General features: G+C 58.1%; 22 protein-coding genes. 16 read left to right on the forward strand and 6 right to left on the reverse strand.

Annotation, left to right across the window (positions count from 1 at the left end; all coding sequences use genetic code 11):
• Positions 1-57 precede the first annotated feature (57 nt).
• Together glnA and glnE are read left to right on the forward strand one after the other, a co-directional pair.
• Entirely contained in the window at positions 58-1,470 is a 1,413-nt protein-coding gene (gene glnA / locus ACTRXA_RS04770; RefSeq protein ID WP_442426060.1) for a type I glutamate--ammonia ligase, read from the forward strand.
• 128 nt (positions 1,471-1,598) lie between these two features.
• Complete coding sequence (glnE, locus tag ACTRXA_RS04775; RefSeq protein ID WP_442426061.1) at positions 1,599-4,772, forward strand: bifunctional [glutamate--ammonia ligase]-adenylyl-L-tyrosine phosphorylase/[glutamate--ammonia-ligase] adenylyltransferase; 3,174 nt, start codon at positions 1,599-1,601, stop codon at positions 4,770-4,772.
• A gap of 6 nt (positions 4,773-4,778) precedes the next feature.
• On the opposite strand, the gene cimA is transcribed toward glnE, so the two are convergent.
• The 5 genes from cimA to ACTRXA_RS04800 form a co-directional block, all read right to left on the reverse strand.
• Complete coding sequence (gene cimA, locus ACTRXA_RS04780) at positions 4,779-6,422, reverse strand: citramalate synthase (RefSeq protein ID WP_442426062.1); 1,644 nt, start codon at positions 6,420-6,422, stop codon at positions 4,779-4,781.
• Positions 6,423-6,429: 7 nt separating this feature from the next.
• Positions 6,430-7,713, reverse strand: a complete 1,284-nt coding sequence (locus ACTRXA_RS04785; protein ID WP_442426063.1) for an aspartate kinase — start codon at positions 7,711-7,713, stop codon at positions 6,430-6,432.
• Complete coding sequence (gene apgM, locus ACTRXA_RS04790) at positions 7,710-8,924, reverse strand: 2,3-bisphosphoglycerate-independent phosphoglycerate mutase (RefSeq protein WP_442426064.1); 1,215 nt, start codon at positions 8,922-8,924, stop codon at positions 7,710-7,712. The genes ACTRXA_RS04785 and apgM overlap by 4 nt, the downstream gene beginning before the upstream one ends.
• 212 nt (positions 8,925-9,136) lie before the next feature.
• Positions 9,137-10,717, reverse strand: coding sequence for a glycoside hydrolase family 57 protein (locus ACTRXA_RS04795; RefSeq protein WP_442426065.1), 1,581 nt, complete (start codon positions 10,715-10,717; stop codon positions 9,137-9,139).
• 21 nt (positions 10,718-10,738) lie between these two features.
• Complete coding sequence (locus ACTRXA_RS04800) at positions 10,739-11,956, reverse strand: DUF4912 domain-containing protein (protein ID WP_442426066.1); 1,218 nt, start codon at positions 11,954-11,956, stop codon at positions 10,739-10,741.
• A 320-nt stretch (positions 11,957-12,276) separates the two neighbouring features.
• Between ACTRXA_RS04800 and ACTRXA_RS04805 the strand changes: the two genes are divergently transcribed.
• The 14 genes from ACTRXA_RS04805 to rfaE1 all read left to right on the forward strand — a co-directional run bounded on the left by ACTRXA_RS04805 (position 12,277) and on the right by rfaE1 (position 26,199).
• Positions 12,277-13,122, forward strand: a complete 846-nt coding sequence (locus ACTRXA_RS04805) for an MBL fold metallo-hydrolase (RefSeq protein WP_442426067.1) — start codon at positions 12,277-12,279, stop codon at positions 13,120-13,122.
• A 52-nt stretch (positions 13,123-13,174) separates the two neighbouring features.
• Entirely contained in the window at positions 13,175-13,645 is a 471-nt protein-coding gene (locus tag ACTRXA_RS04810) for a hypothetical protein (RefSeq protein ID WP_442426068.1), read from the forward strand.
• Between the two features lie 152 nt (positions 13,646-13,797).
• Positions 13,798-14,283, forward strand: a complete 486-nt coding sequence (locus ACTRXA_RS04815; RefSeq protein ID WP_442426069.1) for a hypothetical protein — start codon at positions 13,798-13,800, stop codon at positions 14,281-14,283.
• A gap of 32 nt (positions 14,284-14,315) precedes the next feature.
• Positions 14,316-15,656, forward strand: a complete 1,341-nt coding sequence (locus tag ACTRXA_RS04820) for a YjgN family protein (protein ID WP_442426070.1) — start codon at positions 14,316-14,318, stop codon at positions 15,654-15,656.
• A 30-nt stretch (positions 15,657-15,686) separates the two neighbouring features.
• Positions 15,687-16,880, forward strand: coding sequence for a M48 family metallopeptidase (locus ACTRXA_RS04825; RefSeq protein WP_442426071.1), 1,194 nt, complete (start codon positions 15,687-15,689; stop codon positions 16,878-16,880).
• Positions 16,877-17,854 (forward strand): ADP-glyceromanno-heptose 6-epimerase, encoded by a 978-nt coding sequence (gene rfaD, locus ACTRXA_RS04830; protein ID WP_442426072.1) that lies wholly within the window; start codon positions 16,877-16,879, stop codon positions 17,852-17,854. The genes ACTRXA_RS04825 and rfaD overlap by 4 nt, the downstream gene beginning before the upstream one ends.
• A 153-nt stretch (positions 17,855-18,007) precedes the next feature.
• Positions 18,008-18,670: a pentapeptide repeat-containing protein gene (locus ACTRXA_RS04835; protein WP_442426073.1), complete on the forward strand. Its 663-nt coding sequence runs from the start codon at positions 18,008-18,010 to the stop codon at positions 18,668-18,670.
• Positions 18,671-18,759: 89 nt separating this feature from the next.
• On the forward strand, positions 18,760-20,892 hold the full coding sequence (locus ACTRXA_RS04840) for an MASE1 domain-containing protein (RefSeq protein ID WP_442426074.1): 2,133 nt from the start codon (positions 18,760-18,762) through the stop codon (positions 20,890-20,892).
• Positions 20,893-21,002: 110 nt separating this feature from the next.
• The gene (gene def / locus ACTRXA_RS04845) at positions 21,003-21,527 is read left to right on the forward strand and encodes a peptide deformylase (RefSeq protein ID WP_442426075.1); all 525 of its coding nucleotides are present in this window, start codon (positions 21,003-21,005) and stop codon (positions 21,525-21,527) included.
• Positions 21,524-22,480, forward strand: a complete 957-nt coding sequence (fmt, locus tag ACTRXA_RS04850) for a methionyl-tRNA formyltransferase (RefSeq protein ID WP_442426076.1) — start codon at positions 21,524-21,526, stop codon at positions 22,478-22,480. Before def ends, fmt begins: the two co-directional genes overlap by 4 nt.
• A 9-nt stretch (positions 22,481-22,489) precedes the next feature.
• Positions 22,490-23,434, forward strand: coding sequence for a UDP-glucuronic acid decarboxylase family protein (locus ACTRXA_RS04855; RefSeq protein WP_442426077.1), 945 nt, complete (start codon positions 22,490-22,492; stop codon positions 23,432-23,434).
• Between the two features lie 10 nt (positions 23,435-23,444).
• Positions 23,445-24,149, forward strand: a complete 705-nt coding sequence (radC, locus tag ACTRXA_RS04860; RefSeq protein ID WP_442426078.1) for a RadC family protein — start codon at positions 23,445-23,447, stop codon at positions 24,147-24,149.
• 21 nt (positions 24,150-24,170) lie between these two features.
• Positions 24,171-24,731 carry a D-sedoheptulose-7-phosphate isomerase gene (locus ACTRXA_RS04865; RefSeq protein WP_442426079.1) on the forward strand — a complete coding sequence of 187 codons (561 nt, stop codon included), beginning with the start codon at positions 24,171-24,173 and terminating at the stop codon, positions 24,729-24,731.
• A gap of 1 nt (position 24,732) precedes the next feature.
• A complete protein-coding gene (gene rfaE1 / locus ACTRXA_RS04870; RefSeq protein WP_442426080.1) occupies positions 24,733-26,199 on the forward strand; it encodes a D-glycero-beta-D-manno-heptose-7-phosphate kinase in 1,467 nt (488 codons plus the stop codon).
• A gap of 83 nt (positions 26,200-26,282) precedes the next feature.
• Here the strand turns inward: rfaE1 and elbB are convergent, their stop codons facing one another.
• A complete protein-coding gene (elbB, locus tag ACTRXA_RS04875; protein ID WP_442426081.1) occupies positions 26,283-26,948 on the reverse strand; it encodes an isoprenoid biosynthesis glyoxalase ElbB in 666 nt (221 codons plus the stop codon).
• Positions 26,949-26,956: the final 8 nt, after the last annotated feature.

The raw sequence follows: 26,956 nt of genomic DNA on the forward strand, positions 1-26,956 counted from the left end.
ACGAGCGTGCACCTGTTCTGAATTGTTTTATCCATACACAAGCTTGAGGAGAGCATAATGACCCCCAAAGAGGTAATCGATTTTGCAAAAAACAAAAACGCCGAGATGGTGGACCTGAAGTTCATGGACCTTCTTGGCACGTGGCAGCACTTCAGTGTTCCCATGAGCGAATTGGAAGAGCATTTGTTTGAAGACGGCCTGGGGTTCGACGGATCCAGCATACGCGGCTGGCAGGCCATCAACGCCAGTGACATGCTGGTCATGCCGGACAGCACCTCGGCGGTGATGGATCCCTTCATGCAGGTCCCGACCATCAGCATGATCTGCAACATCGTGGATCCCATCACCAAGGAAAAATACACCCGCGACCCGCGCAACATCGCCCAGAAAGCGGAGGCGTACCTGAAATCGACGGGCATCGGTGACACGGCTTATTTCGGACCGGAACCGGAATTCTTCCTGTTCGACGACGTGCGTTACGAAGTGGACATCAACCGCTCTGCCTATTACGTGGATTCACGGGAAGGCAACTGGAACACGGGACGCGACGAAGGCCCCAACCTGGGTTACAAACCGCGCCATAAGGAAGGCTACTTCCCCGTCGGGCCGAGCGACAGCCTGCAGGACATCCGCACCGAGATGCTCCTCCTCATGGAAAAAGTAGGCATCGCCATGGAATGCCATCACCATGAAGTGGCCTCCGGCGGCCAGTGCGAAATCGACATGCGTTTCTCTGACATGGTGAAATGCGCGGACAACCTGATGTGGTTCAAGTACATCGTGAAGAACGTCGCCCGCCGCCACAACAGGACGGCCACCTTCATGCCGAAACCCATTTACGGAGACAACGGTTCCGGAATGCACGTGCACCAGAGCATCTGGAAGGACGGCAAACCCCTGTTCGCGGGCAACAGCTACGCGGGCATGAGCGAGATGGGCATGCACTACATCGGCGGCGTGCTGAAACATGCACGCGCCCTTGCGGCATTCGTCGCGCCGACCAACAACTCCTACAAACGGCTGGTACCGGGCTTCGAAGCTCCGGTCAACCTGGCGTATTCCAGCCGGAACCGCAGTGCATCCATCCGCATCCCGATGTACTCGCCGAGCCCGAAGGCAAAACGGATCGAGTGCCGCTTCCCGGACCCGACCGCGAACGGTTACCTGGCGTTCTCGGCGTTGCTGATGGCCGGCCTCGACGGCATCGAAAACAAAATCGATCCGGGCGAGCCGCTGGACAAGGACATCTACGCCCTCGGGCCGGAAGACCTGGCGAACATCCCCAGCCTGCCCACGTCTCTTGAAGAAGCGTTGGATTGTCTGGAGGAAGATCATGAGTTCCTGCTCAAAGGCGACGTCTTCACGCAGGACATCATTGATCGGTGGATCTCCTACAAGCGGGAAAACGAAGTGGCTCCCATCCGCCTGCGCCCGCACCCGTACGAGTTCTACCTTTACTACGACGCGTAATCCGGACGGAAAAGAGGCAAAGTTTCCACCGTTGCAGGTTGCCATTGCAAAACCCCTCCGGAATTATCCGGAGGGGTTTTTATATATGGTAGAGTAATGCACATATTCTTTTTTTCCCAATTGCCGTCATGAATGTTGTCACTCATTTGAGCTCGCTTGTACTGGAAGGGGAAACCTGGTCGGACTCGTGGACCCAACCGCTATCGGGAGTCGGTTTCGACGACCCCAAAAAAGCCTGGCACAATTTGATGATGCTCAAGGAGCAGGCCAATTTCCACGAGCTTTATCCCGCATTTTTCCCAAGCCTGCTCGAATGCCTGGAACAATGCTACGATCCGGATCTCGCGCTCAACAACTTCGAGAGGCTTTCCTCGAAGTTGCCGGACAAGGAACACTTGTATTCGTTCCTCACGCGCACGCCCGATTTTCTCAATGCGCTCATGATCCTTTTTTCCGGAAGCCAGGTCCTCACGGATTCGTTGCTGCGCCATCCGGAATTTTTCGACTGGCTGGTGGACCCGGAAACGCTGAATACTTCGCGCACCAAAGACCAGTTGTACCGGGATTATTACACGATGATGGACCGGGCTGCGTCCGGCGTCACCACAACCTCCCTGCTCCGCAAATTCAAAAAGCGCGAATACATACGCATCGGCTTGCGGGACCTCATGGGTCGCGCCGACACGCTGGAGACTTTGGAAGACCTGTCGAACCTGGCCGACGTCTGCCTGCAGGTCGCTTATGAACATGCCCACCGGGAACTGGTAAACAAACACGGTGCGCCCATGTTCCGCGACCACGATGGCACGGAAAAGGAATCGGAGTTCACCATTCTTGCCATGGGCAAACTGGGTGGACGCGAATTGAACTACAGTTCCGACATCGACCTCATCTACATTTACACCAGCGCCGAGGGCGAAACAAAGGCGCACAGCCTGATCAGCCCCCCTTCCGGAACCATCACCTGTTATGAATTCCACACCAAGCTGGGACAACGCATCACCCGCCTCATCAACGAAATCACCAGCGACGGCAACGTGTTCCGGGTGGACCTCAACCTGAGGCCGGAAGGGCAGAACGGAGAGATCGCGCACTCCCTGTCTTTCTGTGAAACGTATTACGAATCGGTGGGGCGCACCTGGGAACGGCAGGCGTTGATCAAGGCGCGGGTTTCCGCAGGCAGTGAAAAACTCGGACAGCAGTTCTTTTCCATGATCCGTCCCTTCGTTTACCGGAAAACTCTGGACTTCAACGCCATTGAGGAAGTCAAGGCACTGAAGCGAAAGGTCGACGCCAACCTCAAACAGAAAAAGCAGGAAAAGGGCAATATCAAACTCGGCTTTGGAGGTATCCGGGAAATTGAGTTCATCATCCAGTCTTACCAGTTGCTGTTTGGAGGACGCGACTCCAGCCTGCGCGACACGGGCACCCTGTCCACGCTGGCCAAACTCAAGGAACGTGAATTTGTCGGTACCGACGAATACAACAAACTTTACGACGCCTATATTTTTCTCCGCAACCTCGAGAATCGGGTGCAGTTGACCTTCGGTCTGCAAACCTACAGCATCCCCAGGGAAACACGAAGCCAGGCGGTGCTGGCGCGGAAAATGGGGTGCCAGGCCGGAAACGTTTCAAGCCTTGCGGACAACCTGCAAAAGGAATTCGAACGTCATACCTGTTTTGTCGGCGCCATGTTCGACCAGTTGTTTTCGGAGGACAAGGATCAGAAGGCCGCACACGACACATCGCAGAAATGGGACGCCCGGCAGGATATCGAGAGCCGCTTTTCCGAAGAGTATCTTTCCCAGTACCCCTTCAACGATTCCAAACGGGCCTTTCAGTTTCTGTGCTCCCTGCGCGACGGGCCTTCCTCCAAACCGGCGACGGAACGGGGAATTCAAACCTTCTACAAAGTTCTTCCCCAGGTTTTGAATTTGTGCCGCAAGGTGCCCAACGCCAACTTCGCCGTTGAAAACCTGGTGAAGTTTGTCGAGGCCAGCAAGGCCCGGGAAACATACCTGGACCTGTTCCATGACAACGAAAAATTCCTGGAACTCCTGCTGATCCTTTTCGGCTCCAGTGAAACGCTTTCCACGTTCCTGATCAAGCAACCCAATTTCATTGACGTTCTTTCCAACGTGGAATCGCTGTACCGGTTCAAAACCCCGGAAAAAATGAAACGCGGGTTGGACGATTTCCTGTCCACCTGTGAAACGCCGGAACAGCGCAACCTGTCCCTGCGCTGGTTCAAGCAGGCGGAGGAGCTGCGTATCGGCACCCGTTACCTCATCCATGAAGCGGACCTGCCCGGCACGTTGCTGGATCTGTCCAACCTGGCGGACCTGTACCTGCAATCGGTTCTGGATTTGGCATGGAACCGCATTCAGGAAGGGCCCGCGAATTCGGCCCCACGCGAAGGCTTCGCCATCATGGGTTTGGGCAAACTGGGTGGTCGCGAATTGAATTTCGGCTCCGACCTCGACATTGTTTTTGTCTACGACAACAAAGAGGAAGATCCGGAAAACGACCTCACCGCCATGACGCTTTATTCTCAACTCGCGCAGGGGATTTTTCAGTTGTCGTCGGAGAGTTCAGCCGTGGGCCCGGCCTACAAGATCGATACCGACCTGCGTCCGGAAGGAAGCCGCGGCGCGCTGGTGCTGTCGCTCAAAGGCTACAAGGACTACTTCGAATCGCGGGGCCGGATATGGGAACAACAGGCGATGACGCGCGCACGTTTCATTGCGGGGGACAGGGAACTGGGAGACCGGTTTCTCGAGGTCGCGCACAAGTTCACCTACCGGTCGAAACTGGAGTACGGGTCCCTGATTGAAATCGCACGTCTGCGGGAACGCATGGAAAAAGAGCTTGCAGAGGAAAGCAAAAAAGGCAGAAACGTGAAGCTCGGTCACGGCGGACTGGCGGACATCGAGTTCACCGTCCAGATTCTCCAACTCATGCACGGCCGACGCAATCCCAAACTGCGCGCCACCAACACGCTGGAAGTCATCAACACCCTGTCAGCCTACGGCATCCTGCAATACGAACAGGCGGAGGCCTTGCAGAAACATTACGAATTCCTGCGCAACGTGGAGTGCAGCCTCCGCCTCATCAACCCGCAGTTCAGCAACCACCTTCCGAAAGACCCGGTGGCCCTGCAAACGCTGGCGCGTATTCTGGGGTACAAAGGGGAAAACGGGGGAGCGGCGGAAGAGTTGATGAGGGACTACGAGGAAACCACCCAAAGCGTCCGCACGTTTTACACCACCAACGTGGACACGTTTTTACGTACGGCGCTGTGACGCCGATCAAATTTTCAGGTGAAACCGGGAGCCCCGGCGCTCCAGCTTGGGCTGGGTTTTGGACTCGGCTTTTTCCTTGGCGTGGCGGGGAGCCACACCCAGCTTGTAGATGATGGCATCGATCAATGCCTGCCAGCTGGCCTCAATGATGTCTTCGGAGACACCGACGGTGCCCCACTTGGCATTCTGGTCTCCGGACTCCAGAAGCACCCGGATTTTCGCGCTCGTCCCCTTGCTCTCGTCGAGGATGCGCACCTTGTAGTCGTACAGGCTCATCTCCTCCAGTTCCGGGTAGAAACGCGTGAGCGCTTTCCGCAACGCCTTGTCCAGCGCGTTCACCGGACCGTCGCCTTCCGCCGCGGTGACTTCCTGCACGCCGTTGACTTTCACCTTGACCGTCGCTTCGGCGATGGGGGCCTCGTCCTCCTTGCGTTTTTCGACGATCACACGGAAACCGACGAACTCGAAATGTTCTTCCCGCTGGCCCAGCGCCTCGCGCATGATGAGTTCGAACGAACCTTCCGCGCCTTCATATTGAAAGCCCAGCCGCTCGGCCCGCTTGAGTTCTTCCAGGAGTTCCTGCACCTTCGGATCCGCGGAATCGATATCCAGCCCGAACTCCTGCGCCTTGAACACGATATTGCTCTTGCCGGAAAGATCCGATACCAGGATGCGTGTCTGGTTGCCCACCAGTTCGGGATCGATGTGCTCATACGTTTCGCGGTTTTTGCGGATGGCGGAGACGTGCACACCGCCCTTGTGGGCGAAGGCGCTTTTGCCGACGTAGGGTTGGTGATTCCAGTGCGAACGATTGGCAAGTTCATCCACAAACGCCGACAGTTCCTTAAGCTTCTTCATCTGTTTGGCGTCGAGACAATCCATTCCCATCTTCAATTTCAGGTTGGGAACCACGGAGATGAGGTTGCAGTTGCCGCACCGCTCGCCGATACCGTTGACAGTGCCCTGCACCTGACGTGCGCCCGCCTTCACCGCGGCCAGCGCGTTGGCAACACCCAGCTCCGAGTCGTTGTGCGTGTGGATGCCAAGCTTGCCCTTCAACTCCGCCGCTACGGTTTCAAAGATCGAGTGCACTTCCCATGGCATGGAACCCCCGTTGGTGTCGCAAAGCACGATCCAGTCCGCTCCGGCGTTCTCCGCCGCTTTCAACACCTTGAGCGCATATTCGGGGTTGTGCTTGTAGCCGTCGAAAAAATGTTCCGCGTCGAACATCACTTCGTCGGTATTCTTTTTGAGGTACTGGATGCTTTCCGCAACCATGCGCAGGTTTTCATCGAGGTCGGTTTCCAGCGCCTCCTTGACGTGCATGTCCCAGCTTTTGCCGAAGATGGTGATCACTTCCGTACCCGCTTTCAGCAACTGGTTCAGGTTCGGGTCCTGGTCCGCCCGCTTGCGGGGCGAACGCGTGCTGCCGAAAGCGACGATTTTGGCCTGCTCGAACTTGAGGTGCTTCACCTTTTCGAAGAAATCCACGTCCTTGGGATTGGACCCCGGCCACCCGCCTTCAATGTAATTGAATCCGTTTTCGTCGAGCTTGTGGGCGATGCGGATTTTGTCCTCGACGGTGAAGGTGATGTCTTCAGCCTGGGAACCATCGCGCAATGTGGTGTCGTAGATTTTGATGACGGGCATGGCCGGTTTATTCAGGTTCACCGGGTTCGACGGAGGAAGCGGGCTCCGGCTCGGTGACGCGTTCGGGTTCGTGTTCCAGATCAAAGGCGTCGTGCAGCGCACGCACCGCGAGCTCTGTGTATTTTCTTTCAATGACGCAGGAGACACGGATCTCCGACGTGCTGATCATGATGACGTTGATGCCCTCGTCGGACAATGCCTGGAAGATGCGCGCCGCCACGCCGAAATGGCTGCGCATGCCCGCACCGACGACGGAAATTTTCGAAATAAGTGAATCCGATTCCACACTTTTGGCGCGAATGGCATCGGCCACCTGCTGGACAATGGGCTCGGCTTCCTTCAGGTGCGCGGTGGGCAGGGTGAACGAAATGTCCGTGTGCCCTTCGGCGCTGACGTTCTGGATGATCATGTCCACGGAAAGCGACTCCGCCGCCAGCGCGCTGAACAGTTTCGCCGCGACGCCCGGCTGATCCGGCACACCCTTGACCGTGATCTTCGATTGATCCTTGTCATACATGACACCCGAGACGACGGGATCTTCCATATCCGGACTCTCCTTGCAGATGTACGTGCCTTCATCCTCCTCGTCGAAGGTGGACCTCACGACCAGGGGAATGTTGAAATTCTTGGCGAACTCGACACAACGCAGTTGCAGGACCTTCGCGCCGAGGCTGGCCATCTCCAGCATTTCATCAAAGGATACCACATGCAGTTTGCGCGCGTTGGGCACGACCCGCGGGTCGGCCGTATAAACCCCTTTGACGTCGGTATAAATCTCGCACCGGTCAGCTTTCACCGCCACCGCCAGCGCCACCGCCGAGGTATCCGATCCGCCCCGGCCGAGGGTGGTGACGTCGCCCAGCTCGTTGATGCCCTGGAACCCGGCGCACACCACAACGTGGTTGCGAGCCAGCACCTCATGCGCGCGGTCCGCCGAAATCTGCTTGATCCGCGCCCGGGTGTGCGAATTGTCGGTCAGCAGGCCCATCTGCCGTCCCGTCAGCGCCACCGCCGGACAGCCGATGTTGTGCAGCGCGATCGACAACAAGGCGCTCGATACCCGCTCGCCGGACGACAGCAGGAGATCGATCTCCCGCCGCTCCGGGCGTTCCGATAATTCATGCGCCATGCCGAGCAGCTTGTCCGTTTCCCCGGCCATGGCCGAGACCACGACGAGGATGTTCTGCCCCGCTTCCCATGCGGTTTTCACGCGGCGCGCCACCGTGCGTATCCGGTCCAGCGACCCCACCGAGGTGCCGCCGTATTTCTGAACGATCAATGGACGGCTCACAGGGCTCCTTTCAACAGGGCCTCGACCAGCGACGGCCCGTCCTTGAAATGCTCGGAACCGTTCTGCACGAGGTCTTCGTCAAATCGTTGAATGGAGTCCCCGCCTTTGCCGGAGGGGTACACGGCAAAGGGAACCGGCGCTTCATCGTAACGCATGCGGTCCACACTGCTCATGTGGTTTTCCGTGACCAGCAGGGTGACGTCTTTGTGCGTCTCCAGGTAATCGAGGATCGGTTCCAGCACCTGCTGGTCCATGTCCTCCATGGCGGCGATCTTGTCGTCGATGTTGCCCTGCAGGGACACGATCTCCGCGCCGGTCATGTGAAGGTACACCACGTCGTGCGATTCAAGCGCAGTGATGGCCGCTTCGACTTTTCCTTTATAGTTGGTATCGGCGAAACCCGTTGCGCCCTCAACCTCCACCACCGTCATTCCCACCTGCCGCGCCACACCCTGCAGGAGGAGCGAGGCGGTGACCATCGCCCCCTTCTTTTCAAAGCGGCTGAAAAAGGCGGGCATGGTTTCCTTGCCGCGGCCGTTTGTGTTGCCCCAAAACCACACACTGTTGACAGCATCCGTGCCATCCGCCATGCGCTTTCTGTTGAACGGGTGGTTGTGCAGGATGATCTGCGCCTGGTTCATGATGTTGACCAGATCGCGGTACGGCGCGTCCTGCGGGATGTGCTGGCGGATGCCCTCGCCGATCAACCCGTTCGGCGGCATGAGCCGGTTCGGCAGCGGATCGCTCTCCATCACCATCAGGTTGTGGTACCCGCGGCCGGCATGGAACGTCACCGCCGTGTCCGCCATCACCTGCTGCTGCAACGCCTCGATCAGCGTGCGCGCGTCGGCGTCGGCCAGCTGCCCGGCGGTGAAATCCTTCACGATCATGTCGTTGTGGCTGGTCTGCAGGATGATGAAGTCACAGCACAACGGCACTTCGCTGGCCTTCACCTCCACGCCCAGAGCCTGCGCCACGTACTGGCCCGCCCCGGCGCCGTGTTTCAGCGGATCGTAACCGAGGAGCGACAGCGCCGTCACCTCGCCTCCGGCGGGCAGGCCCTCCGGCACCGTGCGCACCGAGCCCGTGCGGCCTTCGGCGGCGATGCGGTCGAGATTCGGCATGTCCGCCAGGGTCAGCGGGGTTTTATTGTCACGTTCGGCAATGGGGTGATCGCTCAGTCCATTGGCGAGAACTATTAAATATTTCATTAACTTACGCGTTATTCGGGGTTTTCGATAGAAAATTATAGCTTGGAATTAGGATGAAATCCACGCCCAAAGGCTTTGAAATCATACAAATTTTCCCCATATTGCACCTGGAAACAATTGGGAAGTGCGTTGGGGGCGAACGATATTCGGTGGCCTGGGCAGGGGCCCGGTGCCAGAGGGGCGATGCCCGGTTGCCTCCCGGCGGGGCCGGGCTAGAGGTACGCGCGGTAGTCGACGAAGGGAAAGGCGTTGTCGCGGAGTTCCAGGTCTTGCAGCCAGGCTTCGTCGATGTGGTGGCGGTTGATGTCTTCGTACAGCCTGTTGAAGCGGACGAGGTGGTCCTTGGTGCGTTTCACGGCGTACTCGACCATCGTCCCGGCGAACATGATGAACGCCCAGTCGCTCGACTGCGCCAGCAGCAACTCCCGCGCCGCCTGGTTGAGCGCGCGTTCCATGGTGCCGCGGGCGTTCGGGTGTTTCTCCGCCAACTCCACCATGCGCTCGGCGGCCTTGTGCAGGTGGCGGTAGATCCAGTCGTTCTCGCCGCTCATCCAGTGTTCGTGGTACCCCTTGTAGCCCCAGCTGGACATGCACGGTCGCACCACCTGGTTTTTTGGAAACCGGCCGAGGTGCCGGCCCGGCGTGGTGAGTTCGATTATCTCGCTGTCGTGCGCGACCTTGCGGATGAGGTAGTTCAAAAAGTCCGGCCCCTCGAACCACCAGTGACCAAACAACTCGGCATCGTACGGCGCAACGACGATCGGCGGCTGGCCCATGAGCCCGTTCAGGTGCTCCACCTGCCGCTCGCGGTTGAACATGAAGTTGCCCGCGTGGTCCGCCGCCTTGTCCATGGCGCGGAACGGATGGTACGGCTCTTTGTGATCGGTCTTGCCGGTGATGCGGTAGTACTTGATCCCCGTCATCTTGCGGTCGCCGGTCGAGGCGATGTACGGCTTGATGTATTCGTAATCGAGATCGAACCCCACGTCGCGGTAGAAGTCGCGGTAATCAAAATCGCCGGGATACCCTTCCTTCGAGCTCCACACCTGTTTCGACGACTCCACATCGCGGGCGAAGGCGGCGACGCCGTTCGGGCAGAACACCGGCGCATAGACGCCGTACTTGGGTTTCGGGTCGGCGTACAGGATGCCGTGCGTGTCCACGAAGAAATAACCGATTCCTTCGGATTTAAGAATCTCCTCGACGCCCGGCACATAGGCGCATTCGGGCAACCAGATGCCCGGCGGCTTGCGTCCCAGATAGACTTCGTGCGTGCGCACGGCGGTGCGGACCTGCGCCCGGATGGCGTTCATGTTGCCGTTCATGAGCGGGAAATAACCGTGCGTCGCGCCACAGGTGATGAGTTCCAGGTGGCCCCGGTCCTGGAATTCGACGAACGCGTTGACCAGGTTTTCCAGGTACTGTTCGCAGAACAGGTCGCGCGTCTCTTCCAGCCGTTCCTTGTACATGAGCGCGACGGTGTAGAAATCCGGTTCGTGGCGCGTGCGGTCGACTTCCTTGTTGGCGAGCTCCAGCGTGCGGTCGAGGTAACGCACGTAACGGGTTTGCAGGAGCGGGTCGCTCAGCATGGAGATCAGGGTCGGGGTGAGCGACATGGTGAGGTGGAACGGCACCTTGTCGTGCACCAGTCCGCGGAACATGCGGATGAGCGGGATGTAGGTTTCCGTGATGGCCTGGTACAGCCAGTCCTCCTCCAGGAACTCGTCGTATTCCGGGTGGCGGACGAACGGCAGGTGGGCGTGTAAAACGAGCGCGAGGTATCCTTTGGCCATGAGCGGTCCTTTGGCGAAAAATTATTTTTTGGAAGAAGACGGCGGACGGTACTCGCTGGCTCCCCCCGGCTGCACGGGCCGGCCCGACTGCCCCTCATCAAACAGGGTGGCCTTGCCCGTGGGTTTCATGCCTTCCTCGTGGGGGAAATCCATGCCCGCGTAATGGTGGTGCAACTCCTCGTCGCTCAGCATCCACTGCTCGTCCATATTGGCGGAGGGACGGTCCATGGGCAGGGTCACACTGTTGGAACGCACCACGGCAACGTATTGCCCGGCACCGTCACGAACCCCGATCTCGGCGGTGAACGTCGCGCCCGGCGGAGCGAGGTGGATGTACCAGCTGCGTGCGCGGGTGTCGATTTCCGTATCGAAATGATCCGTCCCGGCCTGCCCGCCCTGCGAGTGGATGCGAATAACCCAGCGGACCTCGTGCGCCTGGCGGCCCAGCCGGGATAGCGCTTCTTCCACGTACTGCGGCTGCAGCTCCCAGTAACAGTAAACCCAGTAGGGGTCGCGCACCATCATCACCAACCGGTGATCGCCGTATCCCGCAGGGAGGTCCATGCGCGCTTCCTGCCCGGATTCGTCCTGCATGGTGGCGGCACCGAGAACGAATTTCGCTGTCAACTCCTCGTCCACCTCGCGCTGCGGGCGGATGCGGCCGGCAGAAGCCGGGCGCTTTCTGGCCTGGACGGGGGTCCGGCTTTTGCGTGCCGGGGTTTTGTCCGCGGTTTTTCTGGTTTTTCCCTTCACCGCCCTGGCGGTGGGTTTCGTTTTGGCTTTGGCCTGCGCCTTGCCGGTTTGGGTCGCGGCTTTTTTTGTATTGGCGGTGGATTTGACAGCGGTTTTCTTTTTGGTTTTGACCTGGGCCTTTGCCTTGGGTTTCCCTGTTGCGGCCTTCCTGGCGGTGGACCGGACCCTGCCCGACTTGGGGCTGGCCGCCTTCTTTCCGGCTTTCGCGACACCGGTAGAACGCGAGCCGCCTGCTTTCTTCGTGGACGGTTTTACGGCGGCCGCCTTTTTTGTCGCGGTTTTTCTGGAACCGGTCTTCCTTGCGGTGGTTTTTCCGGCTGGCCCCTTGCCTCCTGCAGCCTTCTGTTTTTCCTGTTTGCGCAGCTCCCGCCCGATTTTGGACACCATCTCATTTTTCAACAGGCTGGAGGAGACAGGTATCTTCTTACGCCGGGCCAGGTTCTGCAGTTGCTGGCGGGTCATTTTAGACAGGTCCGATGGCTTCATGGCCACTCAATGCCTCCCCAATAGAGCCAAAATATATAGCAGATCCTAAATTTGGAATAAGATTTGCATTTTATTCGACAAGGCGCGGGTGCCGCCCCGGTTTCGAGTTAACGAAACCTTGACGGAACCTTTTGATTTTTATTGTTTTTGGCCTGATTGCAATAACCGAAAAGCGTCAAGAAATTGTTTTTAATTTCCTCTGTATAATAATACAATAAATGGGATCTTGTCAGAATAATCACGGATTCCATACAGATTATCCAAAAACCGGACCTTCTGCCATGTATAAATTAACCGATACTTTTGACCAGGGAAACCCATTGCCGCTGACCACAGACGGTGAACTGCGCATCGTTTTCGTGGGAGTGGGTTCGGCATTCGCAAAAAGAAATCGACAATCCAATATTCTGATCATCCAGGGCGACCACCACCTGCTGATGGACTGCGGCACACAGGGCCCGCTGGCGCTCAATGACGTGGGGCTGGACGTGAAAAAGGTGCGCACCTACCTGCCCACTCACAGCCACGCCGACCACATCGGCGGCTTCGAAGAGATCATGCTGACCAACCGCTACTTCGGCAAGCCCACCCCGCCCGAACTGATCATCCTGCGGGATTACCAGGAAATTCTGTGGACCAAGAGCCTCTCCGGCGGTGCGGAGTACTGCGAGGCCAACCAGGGACGCCCCCTGCAACTGAACGACTTTTTCGAAATTCTGCGCCCCAAGGCGACGCAGGTCCTCGGCCGCAAATGCTGGGTGTACCAGCACGGTCCCATCGAAGTGGTGCTGGTGCGCACGCGGCACTTCCCGGACTCGGCAGACAGCGTGGACGAGTCGCAGTGGTGTTGCGGCCTCTACATCAACCGCCGTGTCTGGATTTCCGGCGACACCATGTTCGACCGGGAGTACCCGGAGCGGTTCGCTCAGGAAGCGGAATTGATGTTCCACGACTGCCAGTTGTTCACGGGTGGCGTTCACGCCTCCTATGAAGAACTGATGACCTTGAGTCCGGAAATTCGCGCCAAGTGTTATCTCTACCACTTCGGCGACAACTGGGACCAACCGGAAGGCTGGGTGAAGGAGTCGGACAAGTTCACCGGCGTTCCGGAGGAAGACGGCTTTCTCGGCTGGGCCCAACCCCGGGTCGCCTATGATTTCTTTTAACCTTCCCGAACAGTTTTTCATATCTTCAAGGCGTCCATTCCCCTTGTGGCAAATGGGGGCATGGTTTCTGCTGATCTGCTTGCTGGCCCTCACCGGCACGTCCTGCGGCAAGGACGAAAAACAGGTTGCGCTCGATGACCTGAAAACCGGCATGGCCGTCGTCGAGTACCTGACCCGCCACGACATCCTGATGATCTCCAATTTCCCCTACCGGTACCCGCGCCAGCGCGCAAAAGATTTTGTAAAATGGGTGTTTTCGCCGGGCGCACAACGGGTCTGGCCCGTCACCGAGGCCATGATCGAGGCCAATCCCGATCTCGAAGGCTGGCGGAACCTGCCGGGACATCCCCTGCTTCCCAAAACCGTTCAACTGGTGCCCAACGAACCCGATCCGCAGTACGAACGGCAGGTGGTGTTGAAAGCCGGCGAGGGGCCGGACAGCATCGTCGCCGAAGCCTATTTGAGTCCCGACACCCCGCCCGTGTTCCAAAGGGAATTTTCCCTGCCCGAACTGCAGATCTGATCCCCCTCCCCTCCGGGTCCGCGATTCACGCAATACCCAGTTTCCTGGCTCTTTTTGTTTATTTTTACTTTGCTTTTCCCGGCGAATCGTTGATACTAGTAAGATCAAACAATCCAACCATTTAACAAAAAAACCAACCAGTGAGGAGACCCATGAGCCACTACATTTTATTGAACGGTTGGATGGGCGCCGACCAGGATGAAGCCACCGATAAGATGGCCCGCATATTTCGCCTGAGCAACGAAGAGGCCGGTCCCATTGTGGATCTTTTGGCAAACGGCAACCCGTGGCAGTTCGAATATCAGGTTTCCGATCAACAAACGGAAGTCGCCAGGAATTTTTTGACCGATCTGGGATTTGAAGTCGAAACCATTCCCGCCATCGTCAAGGGAGGGGCTCCGGAACCCATGCCGCAGGAAATGGCGGCGCCGGCGAAAAAGGCCAAAGGCGGAATGCTGGGTGGACTCATGGCAAAACTTTCAGGCCTTTTCTCGCGCAAAAAGAAAAAAGCCGAGCCGGAAATGGAAGCCGCGGCCATGGACGATTCCATGGATATGGATGCTGAAATGAGACAGGACATGGAAGCCGGCATGGATGAGGATTTCGGTTTCGAAGAACAACCCAAACGGGATGACTGAGTTGCATTCTTCTTAAAAGGGTGAGGGCAATCATGAATCATTACATCAGCCTCAATGCCTGGAGCGGAAACGACGTCAACCGGGCCGCCTTTCGTCTGGCCACGATGTTCGCCCTGACGCAGAAAGAAGCGGGACAGGTTGTCAAGCAGGTCAAAAAAGGCATTCCCTGGAGGTTTGCCAATCCGCTCGACAGCCAGAACGCCCAGAACGTGAACCGCTATCTGTCCAACCAGGGGTTTTCCGTTGAACTGATCCCGATCGACGGCCAGGAATCGAATTCCATGGTCGAAACGGCAAACACCGTTTATGGTGACGACTCCCCGGCAGACGACACCGGCATGGATGCGACCGGCGCCGACACCGATCTGGACGATGGGTTCGACGATGCGCCTCCCGCCGACACCGCAGTGGACCAGACCATGGTGGCGGAAGGTCCGCAGAAAACGTATAAAGTCGAGTTCCACGGCGTCGGCGGAGAGTTGTTCCGCATCATGTTCGTCAACAGCATCCTCACCATCCTCACACTCGGCATATATTCCTTCTGGGCAAAAACCAAAGTCCGCAAGTACACGCTGGACCACACTTCCTTCAATAAGGACTATTTTACCTATCACGGCACCGGGGCGGAGCTGTTCCGAGGCGCGGCATTCTTTTCCCTCATCCTGATTCTTGTCGGTGTCGGGAGTGCGGGGCTGGGGATGTACCTCGGTCCCGGTTCGCAGGAAATTGTGGATCCCATCGTGGGTCTGGTGATCCTGCTTTTGATTCCGGCGCTCATGGTCGGGGCGTACCGTTACCGCCTGACCCGCACCTCACTCCGAAACATCCGTTTCTCGTTTTACGGCAAACGCGGACAGGCCATGCTGAATTACTTCGTCGGGTACATGCTGACCCTGTTCACGGTGGGGCTGTATTACCCGTTCTTTCTGGCCAAGATCAAAAAGTTCTGGATTGAAAATTCCAACTTCGGCAACCAGGCGTTTCACTACACCGGTCAGGGCAAGGACCTCTTCGGCAAGTTCCTGTTGTTTGTCCTGTTGTTTCCGCTGACGGCGGGACTCAACATTCCGTGGTGGCAGGCGTTTTTATCCCGTTACAACTGGAGCCACACGCACTTCGGGAGCGGTTCGTTCAAATTCACCGCAAGCGGCTGGGAGATGTTCAAGCTTCAGTTCGGCAATCTGCTGATCCTGGTCTTCACGCTGGGAATCGGCTTTGCCTGGGTGGTCTGCCGACGCCAGCAGTTCCTGGCCAAACACCTCTCCTTCGAAGGGGCCATCGACATGAACCGGGTGATTCAGGACATGCAGAAAAGCGGCGCGTTCAGCGAAGGCGGTCTCGACGCACTGGATATCCCGCTCGATTTCGGTTGATTCCCGCACCTCGATAAACAGGAGCGCAGCATGGCGGCCAACCCGGCGGTTTTCCGCGCCTGGTACTATGACGGCCGGACGGCCAACAAACACCCCGTGCTCCTCCGCGCCACCGCACAGTCATTGACACTGCGGTTAAAGAGCGGGGAGGAAATCGAGTGGCCCTACCCGCAGATCCGCCTTTCTCCTTCCGGCAAGGGCAAAAGTGGCGTCCACCTGGAACGCACCACCGGAGACCCGGCCCAATCCGTAACCGAACAATTGCTGGTAGAAGACCCCACCTTCCTCGATCGCGTGGAAGCCATCGCTCCGGACGCGCTGGGCAGTTTCTGGTCGCGGCCAAAACACGCCTCCAGCCGCCGCATCCTGTTGTGGCTGGCGGTGGTGGCCATTCCCTTTTTGCTGTATGGCGTGTGGACGCTGTTCATTCCCGCCATGGCGGACCGGGTGGCCGAGAACGTTCCGGTGGAATGGGAGGTGAAGCTGGGCGACACGGTCCACGAATCCCTTTTTCGCGGGGCTTCGCAGACCGCCGTGGGCACGCAGAAAAAGATGCTGGACGCCATCACGCAGCGCCTGCTGGCCACGGTTCCGGACCAGCCTTACGATTTCCGCGTATCGATCCATCCCTCCAACCAGATCAACGCGCTGGCCCTGCCCGGCGGCATCGTGGTCGTGTTTCAGGGATTGGTCAACCAGACGGAATCGCCGGAAGAACTGGCGGGCGTTCTTGCTCACGAGTTCCAACACGTGTTGCACCGCCACTCGACTCGCGGTATCATCCGCCAACTGGCTTCCGGCATGTTTCTTTCCATGATGGTGGGCGACGCCAACGGCGTCATGAACGCCGTCCTGCAAACCGCGGGGGAACTCGACAGCCTGCGATTCAGCCGCAGCATGGAAACGGAAGCGGACCGTGAGGGTATGAAAATGATGGTCGCCGCGCGCATCGACCCCCAAGGCATGGTGCGTGTGTTCGAGAAACTGGAAAAGGAAGAAAAGAAACTGCTCGCCGTGGTTCAGAGCGAGGAAGGCGAGGTCCCCGAATGGATGCAGTACCTCTCCACCCATCCCGCCGCGGGCAACCGGGTGAAGATGCTGGAAAAAATGTCCGGCAACGCTGACGTCTCGCCGGAACCGATCCGGCTCGAAGCGGACTGGAATACCCTGCACAAAAAACCAACAACCACCCCTCAACGGGAAACAAGAAACTCAAAACCATGATCATAGTCACAGGAGGAGCGGGATTCATCGGCAGTGCGATCGTGCACAGCCTCAACCAGCGCGGGCACGACGACATCTGGATAGTCGATGTGGACGATCATCCGGAAAAAAAGAAAAACCTGGAAGGCCTGACCCACACCCGCTTTCTCGACCGCGATGAGTTCATCAATGCGGTGCGGGGGGGAAGCGTGCCGAAGGTGGAGGCCCTCTTCCACATGGGTGCGTGTTCCTCCACCACGGAAACCGACGAAGAGTTTCTGCGCATCAACAACCTCGAATACACGCAGACGCTCGCCCGCTTCGCCCTCGACCAGGGGGCGCGATACATCTATGCCTCCAGCGCGGCCTCCTACGGCAACGGGGAACAGGGGTACAACGACGACGAAAGCCGTCTGGACGAACTGGAGCCGCTGAACCCGTACGGCCACAGCAAGCACCGCTTCGACTTGTGGGCGCGTGATGAAGGATTGCTGAAACACATCGTGGGATTGAAATACTTCAACGTGTTCGGTCCCAATGAATACCACAAGGAAGACATGAGGAGCATGGTGCTGAAAGGCCACGAACAGGTGCGCGACACCGGACGCATCCGCCTGTTCAAATCCTACCGCCCCGAATACGCCGACGGCGGACAGGAGCGGGACTTCGTCTACATTAAAGACGCCGTGGCCATGACGCTTTTTTTCTTCGATCACCCGGAGGTGAACGGCATCTTCAATATCGGCTCCGGGAGCGCGCGCAACTGGAACGATCTCGCACGCGCCATCTTCAACGCCATGGGTGAAAAACCGTTTATCGAATACATCGAAATGCCCGCCTCCATCCGGGACCAGTACCAGTACCACACCTGCGCCGACATACGGAAAATCCGGGAGGCCGGGTTCAACAGGAGTTTGTCTTCATTGGAGGAAGGCGTTCGCGACTACATTTGCGAATATCTCATCCCCGGCAGGAGGCTCGGCAGCAACCCCTGAGACGCCCCGGGACCCCCGCCCCTTTCCCTTTGGTTTTTCAATTCCCACCTCCTTTTGGGGTTTTTTTCCCGGAGCATTTCGGTCTATGATTGGGTTTCAGCACCCAAATTCAATCATTCATCAATTCACCAGATATAAAGCAAAGGCAATTCAATGAGACATCTTTCAGAAGAAGAACTGCTCCAGTTGTGGGAGCAATACCGAGAAGGCCAGGCCGCCTCCGAGGTGGAAAAGAAAGGTGAAATTCTGAATGCCATGTGGAAGAACCGCCTGAGCATTCCCACGCTGGCCAACCTGCACATGCCCAAAGTGGACCTGTGCGGCATGGACCTCACTTACGCCGACCTTTGCGGCACCAACCTGCAAAACGCCATTCTCATCGGCACGATTTTCGTTTCCGCGGACATGATTGGTGTGGATTGCCGGGAGGCCAACCTGGGCGGCTCCAACTTTTTCGACGCCGAGATCAACGAAGGCAACTTTTCCAGGGCCAACCTCGCGAAAGTGGATTTCACTGAAGCGCGTGCCGTGGGAACGGTATTTGCCGGAGCGGACATGGGACACGGCTCCATCCTCATGGATGCAGATCTTACCAATGCCGATTTGACCGGCACCAGCCTGCAGGGAGCCAAGTTCCGCGGCACCAACCTGTCCGGCGCCATCCTCAAAGGTGCGGACCTGCGGGGCGCGGAAGAACTGACCGCGGAACAGCTGCATGCCGCCATCATCGACCGCGAAACCAAACTCCCCATGTACATGAAGGTCAACTGGATCTCCGACAGCGAATACGAGTGCCGCGTAGAATACCTGGAGTGACCCCTCCTGCCCCGCGTTCCAGAAAACGGTGGTGCCCCCGCCCGGATCACCCTATAATTTAGGGGATTTCACCATTCAGGGGCAACTGGATGAAGGTTTTCCGCAGTCACCGGATTCAGCACAGCCTGGGCCGCAACCTGCTCACCGCGCTGTTATATTTCCTTTGCGGGTTCGGCATGGTGCACCTGGCCAATGTGTACGGCTATTCCATTCCCCTGTTCGCCCCCGCCGGGTTTGCACTGGGAGCCTACCTGCGCTGGGGAGCGGGGATCCTGCCCGGGATCTGGCTCGGGTCGCTGACCTTCACCGTGTTCCTGTGGAGTTCCATGGCCTCGGTGCGGGAATTCACCCTCCTCGAGTTCTTTCCAGTCGCCACCTTCATCGCGCTGGGAGCCGTCATCCAGACCGCCACCGGGGCCCTGCTTCTCAAGTACGGCGTCGGTTCGATCAATCCCCTGACCCGCATCAGGGACGTCCTGATTTTCATCTTCGGCGTCGGCGCGCTGAACTCAACCATCCATTCGACTCTCGCTCAAACCAGCCTCCTGCTGGGTGGATTTCTGGAACAGGATCAATTCGCCTCGGCGTGGGTCACCTGGTGGCTTGGTGACACAATGGGGGTGTTGACCGTGGCGCCGCTGTTCATGGTTTACCTTTCCGGCACCTTGAGACTGAGGCGCAGCCAGGCGCTGGAAGCGACCGCGCTCGCCTTTTTCTTTTATTTCACGACGCAGATGGCGTTCGGCGACTGGCTGATCTACTGGCATTATCCGCTGGTGTATCTCCTGTTCCCCGTCCTCGTGTGGTCGGCGTTCCGCTTCCGGCAGGCAGGCGCGGTGATCGCCATCCTGTTCGTTTCGCTGGCTGCCATCTGGGGCACGGCGCAGGGACGCGGTCCCATGGCACTGCAGACCATCGAAAGTTCGCTGCGCCTTCTTCAGTTTTACCTGCTGGTGCTCACCATCATGACCCTCATCCTCACCGCGGCCATCAGTGAAACCGAAGCGGCGGAACAGCGCACCTCCTCGCTCGGCCGAATCCTGGAAAATTCATCCAACGAAATTTTCGTGTTTGACGCGCAAACCCTGAAGTTTCTCCAGGTGAACCTGGGCGCGCGGCAGAACCTGGGCTATTCCATGCGGGAACTTGAGGAATTGACGCCCCTCCAACTGAAACCGCATTTCACCCTGGAAAAATTCATCAAGATGCTGGAACCCCTGCAGGGAGAACTTCAGCAGATCGTGTTCGAAACCCACCACCGAAGAAAAGACGGATCGACCTACCCCGTCGAGATGCGTATTCAATATTCGGAGATGGCCTCGCGCCCGGTCTACTTTGCCATTGTGCAGGACATCACCGAAAAGAAAAAAGCGGAAGAAGAGTTATTCAAGTACCGGCACAAACTGGAGGAACTGGTGGAACAGCGCACCGCCGATTTGGAAAGTGCGCACCGCCAGTTGATGCACGCGGAAAAACTCTCGGCCACCGGTAAACTCGCCGCCTCCATGGCTCATGAGTTCAACAACCCCATCTACGGCATTCGCAGTGTTCTGGAAAAAATATTCCGCCGTGGCAACCTCCAGGAAAAGGACCGTGATTTTGTCTCGCTCGCCATCAAGGAATGCGACCGCATCTCCAACCTCATTAAAAAACTTCTCAATTTTCACAGCCCGTCATCGGACAAAAAAGAGGTATTCAACTTTCACGAAGCGGTGGAGGATATGGTGTTTCTGACCAAAAAGAAACTGAAGGAAAAAAACATCGACCTCATCCGCAACTATTCACCTCAAGTCAAAAACATTGAGGCCGTACCGGACCAGATACGGCAGGTCATTTTGAATATTTTGCAAAACGCCGAAGAAGCCATCACGGAGCCGCAGGGCAATATCTCCATACGCACCGACCTCGAAAAGAACAACATCCATCTCGAAATCACGGACACCGGGCAGGGCATTCCTCCGGATGGCATGAAAAATATTTTTGATCCTTTTTTCACGACCAAACCCTCGGTCAAGGGCACCGGGCTCGGACTTTCCGTAAGCTACGGAATCGTGAAGATGCACGGCGGCGACATCCAGGTAGAGAGCAAACCGGGGGAAGGCACCCGGTTCATTGTCATCCTTCCGGTCAAGGCCCGGAACCTCCATACCGACGTTCTGCAGGACCCGGCGCTTCAGTCATTCAATCAGAATCCGCCGGGCTCCGACCCGCCGCTCACCTGATCTCAGGAAATTGGCCATTTGTGGAAACTGTTTTATAATGGTTTTTTTGTGGCTGACGATTGAAACTCCATTTGTGAGCTGCCTGGACCCCGCAATTTACGAATTCGAAAATGTCCATTTTAAACATACGCAATTGTCTCGACCCGGTGCTTCGTAAAAAGTGCGCGCCGGTGCAGAATATCGACGGAAACCTGGTGACGCTTTCCAATGACATGATCGAAACCATGTTCGATTCGGTGGGCGTCGGCCTCGCCGCCAACCAGGTGGGCATTCCGCAACGCCTGATCGTGGTCGATTTCGGTTTCGATGCCGAAAAAAAGGAAGACCACAACCCCATCATCATCGTCAACCCGGTCATCACTGCCGCGGAAGAAGAGCAGGACGGGCAGGAAGGATGCCTCAGTATCCCGGATATCGTCGCCGACGTGCCCCGCTTCAAGCGGGTCGAAGTGAAGGGGGTCGATCTGGACGGCAACGACGTGCGTTACGAAGTTGAAGATTACCTCGCGCGTGCCTTCCAGCACGAGCTCGATCACCTGGAAGGCAAGCTGTTCTGGGACATGCTGGGCCGCACCAAACGCGACATGCTGAAACGCAAGTTCAAGAAACTGCTCAAAGAACAAGGAGACGAATGAACCTCGTCTTCCTGGGCACCCCCGATTTCGCCGTCCCCACGTTGAAGGCCCTGCATGCATCACGCCATACCGTGCAGGCGGTGGTCACCCAGCCCGACCGGCCGAAAGGTCGCGGCCGTGCCGCCCAGCCGCCGCCCGTCAAGGAATTCGCGCTGGCCCACGGACTCGACGTCCTGCAACCGGTGAAAGCCAGCGCCCCGGATTTCGTCGAACAGTTAAACCTTTTGAAGCCGGACCTCATCGTCATCATCGCCTACGGTCAACTGTTGAAACCGAACTTCCTGGAAATCCCGAAACACTTCTGCATGAACATCCACGCGTCCATTCTACCGAAGTACCGCGGCGCCGCGCCCATCAACTGGGCCATCATCAACGGCGAAACCGAAACCGGGGTGACCACGATGAAAATCGACCCCGGCCTCGACAGCGGCGACATGCTGTTGATCCGCAAGGTGCCCATCGGTCCAAACGACACGGCGCAGGACGTGCACGACGCGCTGGCCGACGCCGGGGCGGAGCTGGCTTTGGAGAGCATCGACCAGCTCGAGGCGGGAACGCTTCCCATCACACCGCAGAATCATGACGAAGCCACCTTCGCCCGCAAACTGAAAAAAGAAGACGGCTTCATCTGCTGGAACCAGCCGGCTCGACGCCTTCACGACCTGGTGCGCGGACTCAACCCTTGGCCCGGTGCATTCACGTTCCTGAACGGGCACCGGCTCAAACTGTACAAAACAGAAACCGCACCGAGGCAGCAAACAGACGAAGCCGGAATGGTGATGCGCGTCACCAAACACGGCATCGAAGTCGGCACCGCCGACGACCGGCTGATCCTCACCGAACTGCAACCCGAGGGCAAAAAGAAAATGAACGCGCAGGATTTCCTCGCCGGACATGACGTGCAGATCGGCGACCGGTTCGAATCCGCGCCGCAACCCATTCAATCCGACTAAAGGAGCCCCATGCCAACCACCCTGGTGACCGGCGGCGCCGGATTTGTAGGATCGCACTTCTGCGACCTCCTTCTGGAAAAGGGACACGACGTGGTGTGCCTCGACAACTTCATCACCGGCTCACGCGACAACATCGCTCATATCTCCGATCCCCGGTTCCGGTTCATCGAGCAGGACATCACCGAACCGTTTTCGTACGACGGGCCGCTCGACTACGTGGCGCACATGGCGTCGCCGGCCAGCCCCCCGGACTACTACGCGCACCCCATCGTGACGCTCAAATGCGGCTCCTACGGCACACACCACACGCTGGACCTGGCGCGGGAGAAAAACGCCGTTTACCTCACCACCTCCACCTCCGAGGTGTACGGCGATCCGCACGAGCATCCGCAGCCGGAAACCTACTGGGGCAACGTGAACCCCATCGGACCGCGCAGTGTGTACGACGAAGCCAAGCGTTATGCCGAAGCGCTGATCACCGCTTACCACCGCACGCATGGCATGGAGGTGCGTATCGTTCGCATCTTCAACACCTACGGGCCGCGCATGCGCCTGAACGACGGCCGGGCCATCCCCAACTTCATGCACCAGGCGCTGAACGGGCTGGACCTCACCGTATACGGGGACGGCACCCAGACCCGCAGTTTCTGCTTCGTGTCCGACCTGGTGGACGGCATTTTCCGCCTGATGACGTCCTCCATCAACGAACCCGTCAACATCGGCAACCCCAAAGAAATGAGCCTTCTGGAGATGGCCCAGAAAATTTTGCAAGTCACCGGGAGCCAGAGTAAAATCGTCCACAAACCATTGCCGGAGGACGACCCCAAACTGCGGCGGCCCAACATCGACAAGGCCCGCCGGCTCCTGAACTGGGAACCCAGGGTCGATCTGGAAACGGGACTCCGGGCCACCCTGGATTATTTCAAGCAGCAGATGGAACCCCCGAAGTCATGATGGCGCCCCTATGGCAGACAACTCCACGTCCTCGTCCTCAATCAAGCATTGGCCCGAGGATGAACGTCCCCGCGAACGGCTCGTCCGTTACGGCGGTGATAAACTGTCCGATGCGCAGCTGCTCGGCATCCTGATCGGGTCGGGGGACCATCGATCGCAGAAAAACGCGGTGGACATCAGCCGCGACCTCCTGCATGAATTCGGGAATTTCCAAAGCATCGACCGCGCCTCGGTGAACGAACTGTGTTCCGTTCCCGGCATCGGTGTGGCCAAGGCCGCACAGATCAAGGCCGCATTGGAAATCGGCAAGCGCCTGGCCGCACACAGCGTCGGCCAGCGGCAGAAAATGAATTCCTGCCAGTCGTTTGTGGATCTGTACGCACCTTTCCTGAAAAATCTCAGAAAGGAAATCGTCAAAGTCGTTCTTCTCAACCAGAAGCTGAACATCATCCGCGATCTCACCATCTCCGAGGGAAGCGTGGACGCCAGCATCGTGCATCCGCGGGAGGTGATGATCCCGGCCATCAAGGAATCTGCCGCGCGGATCGTTCTCATCCACAATCATCCCAGCGGCGACCCGACCCCCAGCCAGGCGGACATCGAGATCACCCACCGCGTTTCGAAAGCGGGCGAGATCATCGGCATCCCGTTGATCGACCACATCATCATCGGCGGCTCGGAGTATTACAGTTTTTCTGAAGAAGGTTTTTTGTAAGCGAGAATTCAAAGGAACCCCATGGACCGGATCAAGGAATTTCTGAACGAAAGCGCGGATCTGAAACGCGAAGTCGCCAACACGCTGGCGCCGCAGATCCTCGAAGCGATCAACCACGTACGCACCAGTTTCGAGAACGGCGGCAAGTTGTTGCTCATGGGCAACGGCGGCAGTGCGGCGGACGCCCAGCACCTCGCGGCCGAGTTCATCGGCCGTTACAAGCGCGAGCGCAGTCCCATCCCCGCCATCGCGCTCACCGTCGATTCGTCCATCCTCACCTGCGTCGGCAACGACTACAGCTTCGACGACGTGTTCGTGCGGCAGGTGAAAGGCCTCGCCCGCAAGGAAGACGCCGTGATCGCCATCAGCACCAGTGGCAACTCCGGCAACGTGATCAAGGCGGTGGAAGCCGCAAAAGAAATCGGTGCCGTCACCATCGGGTTTCTCGGAAAGGGCGGCGGTAAACTGAAAGACATGGTGGACCTGCCCATCGTCGTGCCGTCTGACGACACCGCGCGCATCCAGGAAGTGCACATCACCATCGGTCACATCCTCTGCGAAATCCTCGACCAGGAGTTCTAGGATGAAAACCAAATTCCAGCATCTGTTTGACGAAAAGAAGCGGGTCAAGATCCTCGTGGTGGGCGACCTCATTCTGGATGAATACATCTGGGGATCGGTCAGCCGCATCTCACCGGAGGCGCCGGTGCCCATCCTGGAGAGCAAATCCGAAAACCTGGCGCTGGGCGGTGCGGCGAACGTGGCCAACAACCTCGTGGCGCTGGGGTGCGACGTGTACCTCGTCGGCGGTGTCGGCAAGGACGAAAAAGGCGACAAGCTGCTGGAGCTCATCGGCAACCGCAACATCCACACCGACGGCATCTTCCGTTTCGTGCACCGGCCGACGACTTCCAAAATCCGCGTCATCGCGCACAACCAGCAGGTCCTGCGCATCGACAAGGAGGACAACCGGCCCATCCTGCCCGAGACGGAAAAAAAGATCATCAATTACATCAACGAAACCGTGCCGAAGATGGATGGCGTGATCTGCTCCGATTACAACAAGGGCATCCTCACCGAAAAAGTGACGCACACCATCATGCACCGCGCCAAAAACGCGAAGAAGCACGTGGTGGTCGATCCCAAGGGGACCGATTTCAGCAAATACAAGGGATGCACGGTGATCACGCCGAACCAGCTGGAAGTGGAGCGCGTCGCACCGATCAAGATCGCAACGCAGGAAGACCTCGACCGCGCCGCCGAATACCTGATCTCGCTCGCGAAGGCGGAATCGATCCTCGTCACCCGCGGCAAGGAGGGAATGATCCTCTATCGCAAGAAAAAGAAGCCGGTGGACATTCCCACCGTCGCGCGAGAGGTGTTCGACGTCACCGGTGCGGGCGACACGGTCATCAGCGTGTTCGGCATGTCGCTGTTCAGCGGCTTCACGTTTGAGGAAGCGGCGCGCCTGTCCAACATGGCGGCGGGCATCGTCGTCGGCAAGATCGGCACCGCCGTCGTCACGTTGAACGAGCTCAACCAGTTCCTGCAGGAAGACATGCTGCGGACGTCGCCGACCATCCTCGAAGTCGAGGAAGCGAAAAAGATCGTCAGCCTCGCCAAGAACATCGGCAAGAAGGTGGTGTTCACCAACGGCTGTTACGACCTCATCCACGGCGGGCACATCGAGTTTCTACAGAAGTCCCGGCGCATGGGCGACATCCTCATCCTCGGCCTCAACAGCGACGAATCGGTGAGCGCCATCAAGGGTCCGAACCGCCCCATCAAAACCCAGCAGGAGCGCGCAAATATTCTCTCCGCCCTGCAGGACGTGGACTACATCGTCATCTTCAACGAACAGACGCCGGAGAACCTGATCCGCGAACTGCGCCCGGACATTCTCGTCAAAGGCGACGACTACAAGATCGACCAGGTGGTGGGACGCGAGATCGTGGAAAGCTACGGCGGCAAGGTGGCCCTGGTGCCCATCGTCAAGGGCCTGTCCACCACCAACACCCTCGACCAGATCCTGCAACACCACAAAAGCTGACGCGCCATACGCACGCACGAAAAAAGGGCCCGGCTCGTTCGCCGGACCCTTTTTGTTTTTCACGCAGACAATGCGGCGTGCCGTCAGATCATCCTGATCAGTTCCTTCACCGTCTTTTCGATGCCTTCGGCCACCTCCGAAATGCTCTTGCCCAGCATGTACGCGGGGCTGGTGACGATTTTTGCCGCCTGGTCGATGACGATGTCTTCCACCGCGCAGTCCTGGTGCTTGCTTCCCATCGCCACGATCTTGCCGCTCGTGCCCTTGTCGTTGCCGATGGTGAGTGTCGGGTGCATGTCGGTGTTTTTGTAGATGCCCGCCATCACTGCCGGGGCAATGCACACTGCGCCCTGCGGTTTCTGCTTGTCCTTGAACTCGCACACCAGCCGATGGACTTCCGGATGCACCTTGCAGTTCTCGCCGTTCACCGCAAAATCGCACAGGTTCTTGGCCGCGCCGAAACCGCCGGGGAAAATGATCGCGTCCAGGTCATCCGCCTTCACCGTGGCGATGTCCTTGATCTCGCCTCGTGCGATGCGCGCCGATTCCACCAGCACGTTGCGGCTTTCGCCCTTCGCCTCTTCCCCGGTGAGATGGTTGATGACGTGCATCTGGTCCACGTTCGGAGCCATGCACACCGCTTCCGCCCCGTTGCGGTCGATGGCCAGCAGGGTGATCACGGCTTCATGGATTTCCGATCCGTCGTAAACTCCGCACCCGGCCAGCACCACACCAATTCGCTTTTTCATGATGGACA

The organism is Nitrospina sp. P1_D6 (assembly GCF_052156615.1).
Classification (GTDB): domain Bacteria; phylum Nitrospinota; class Nitrospinia; order Nitrospinales; family Nitrospinaceae; genus Nitrospina.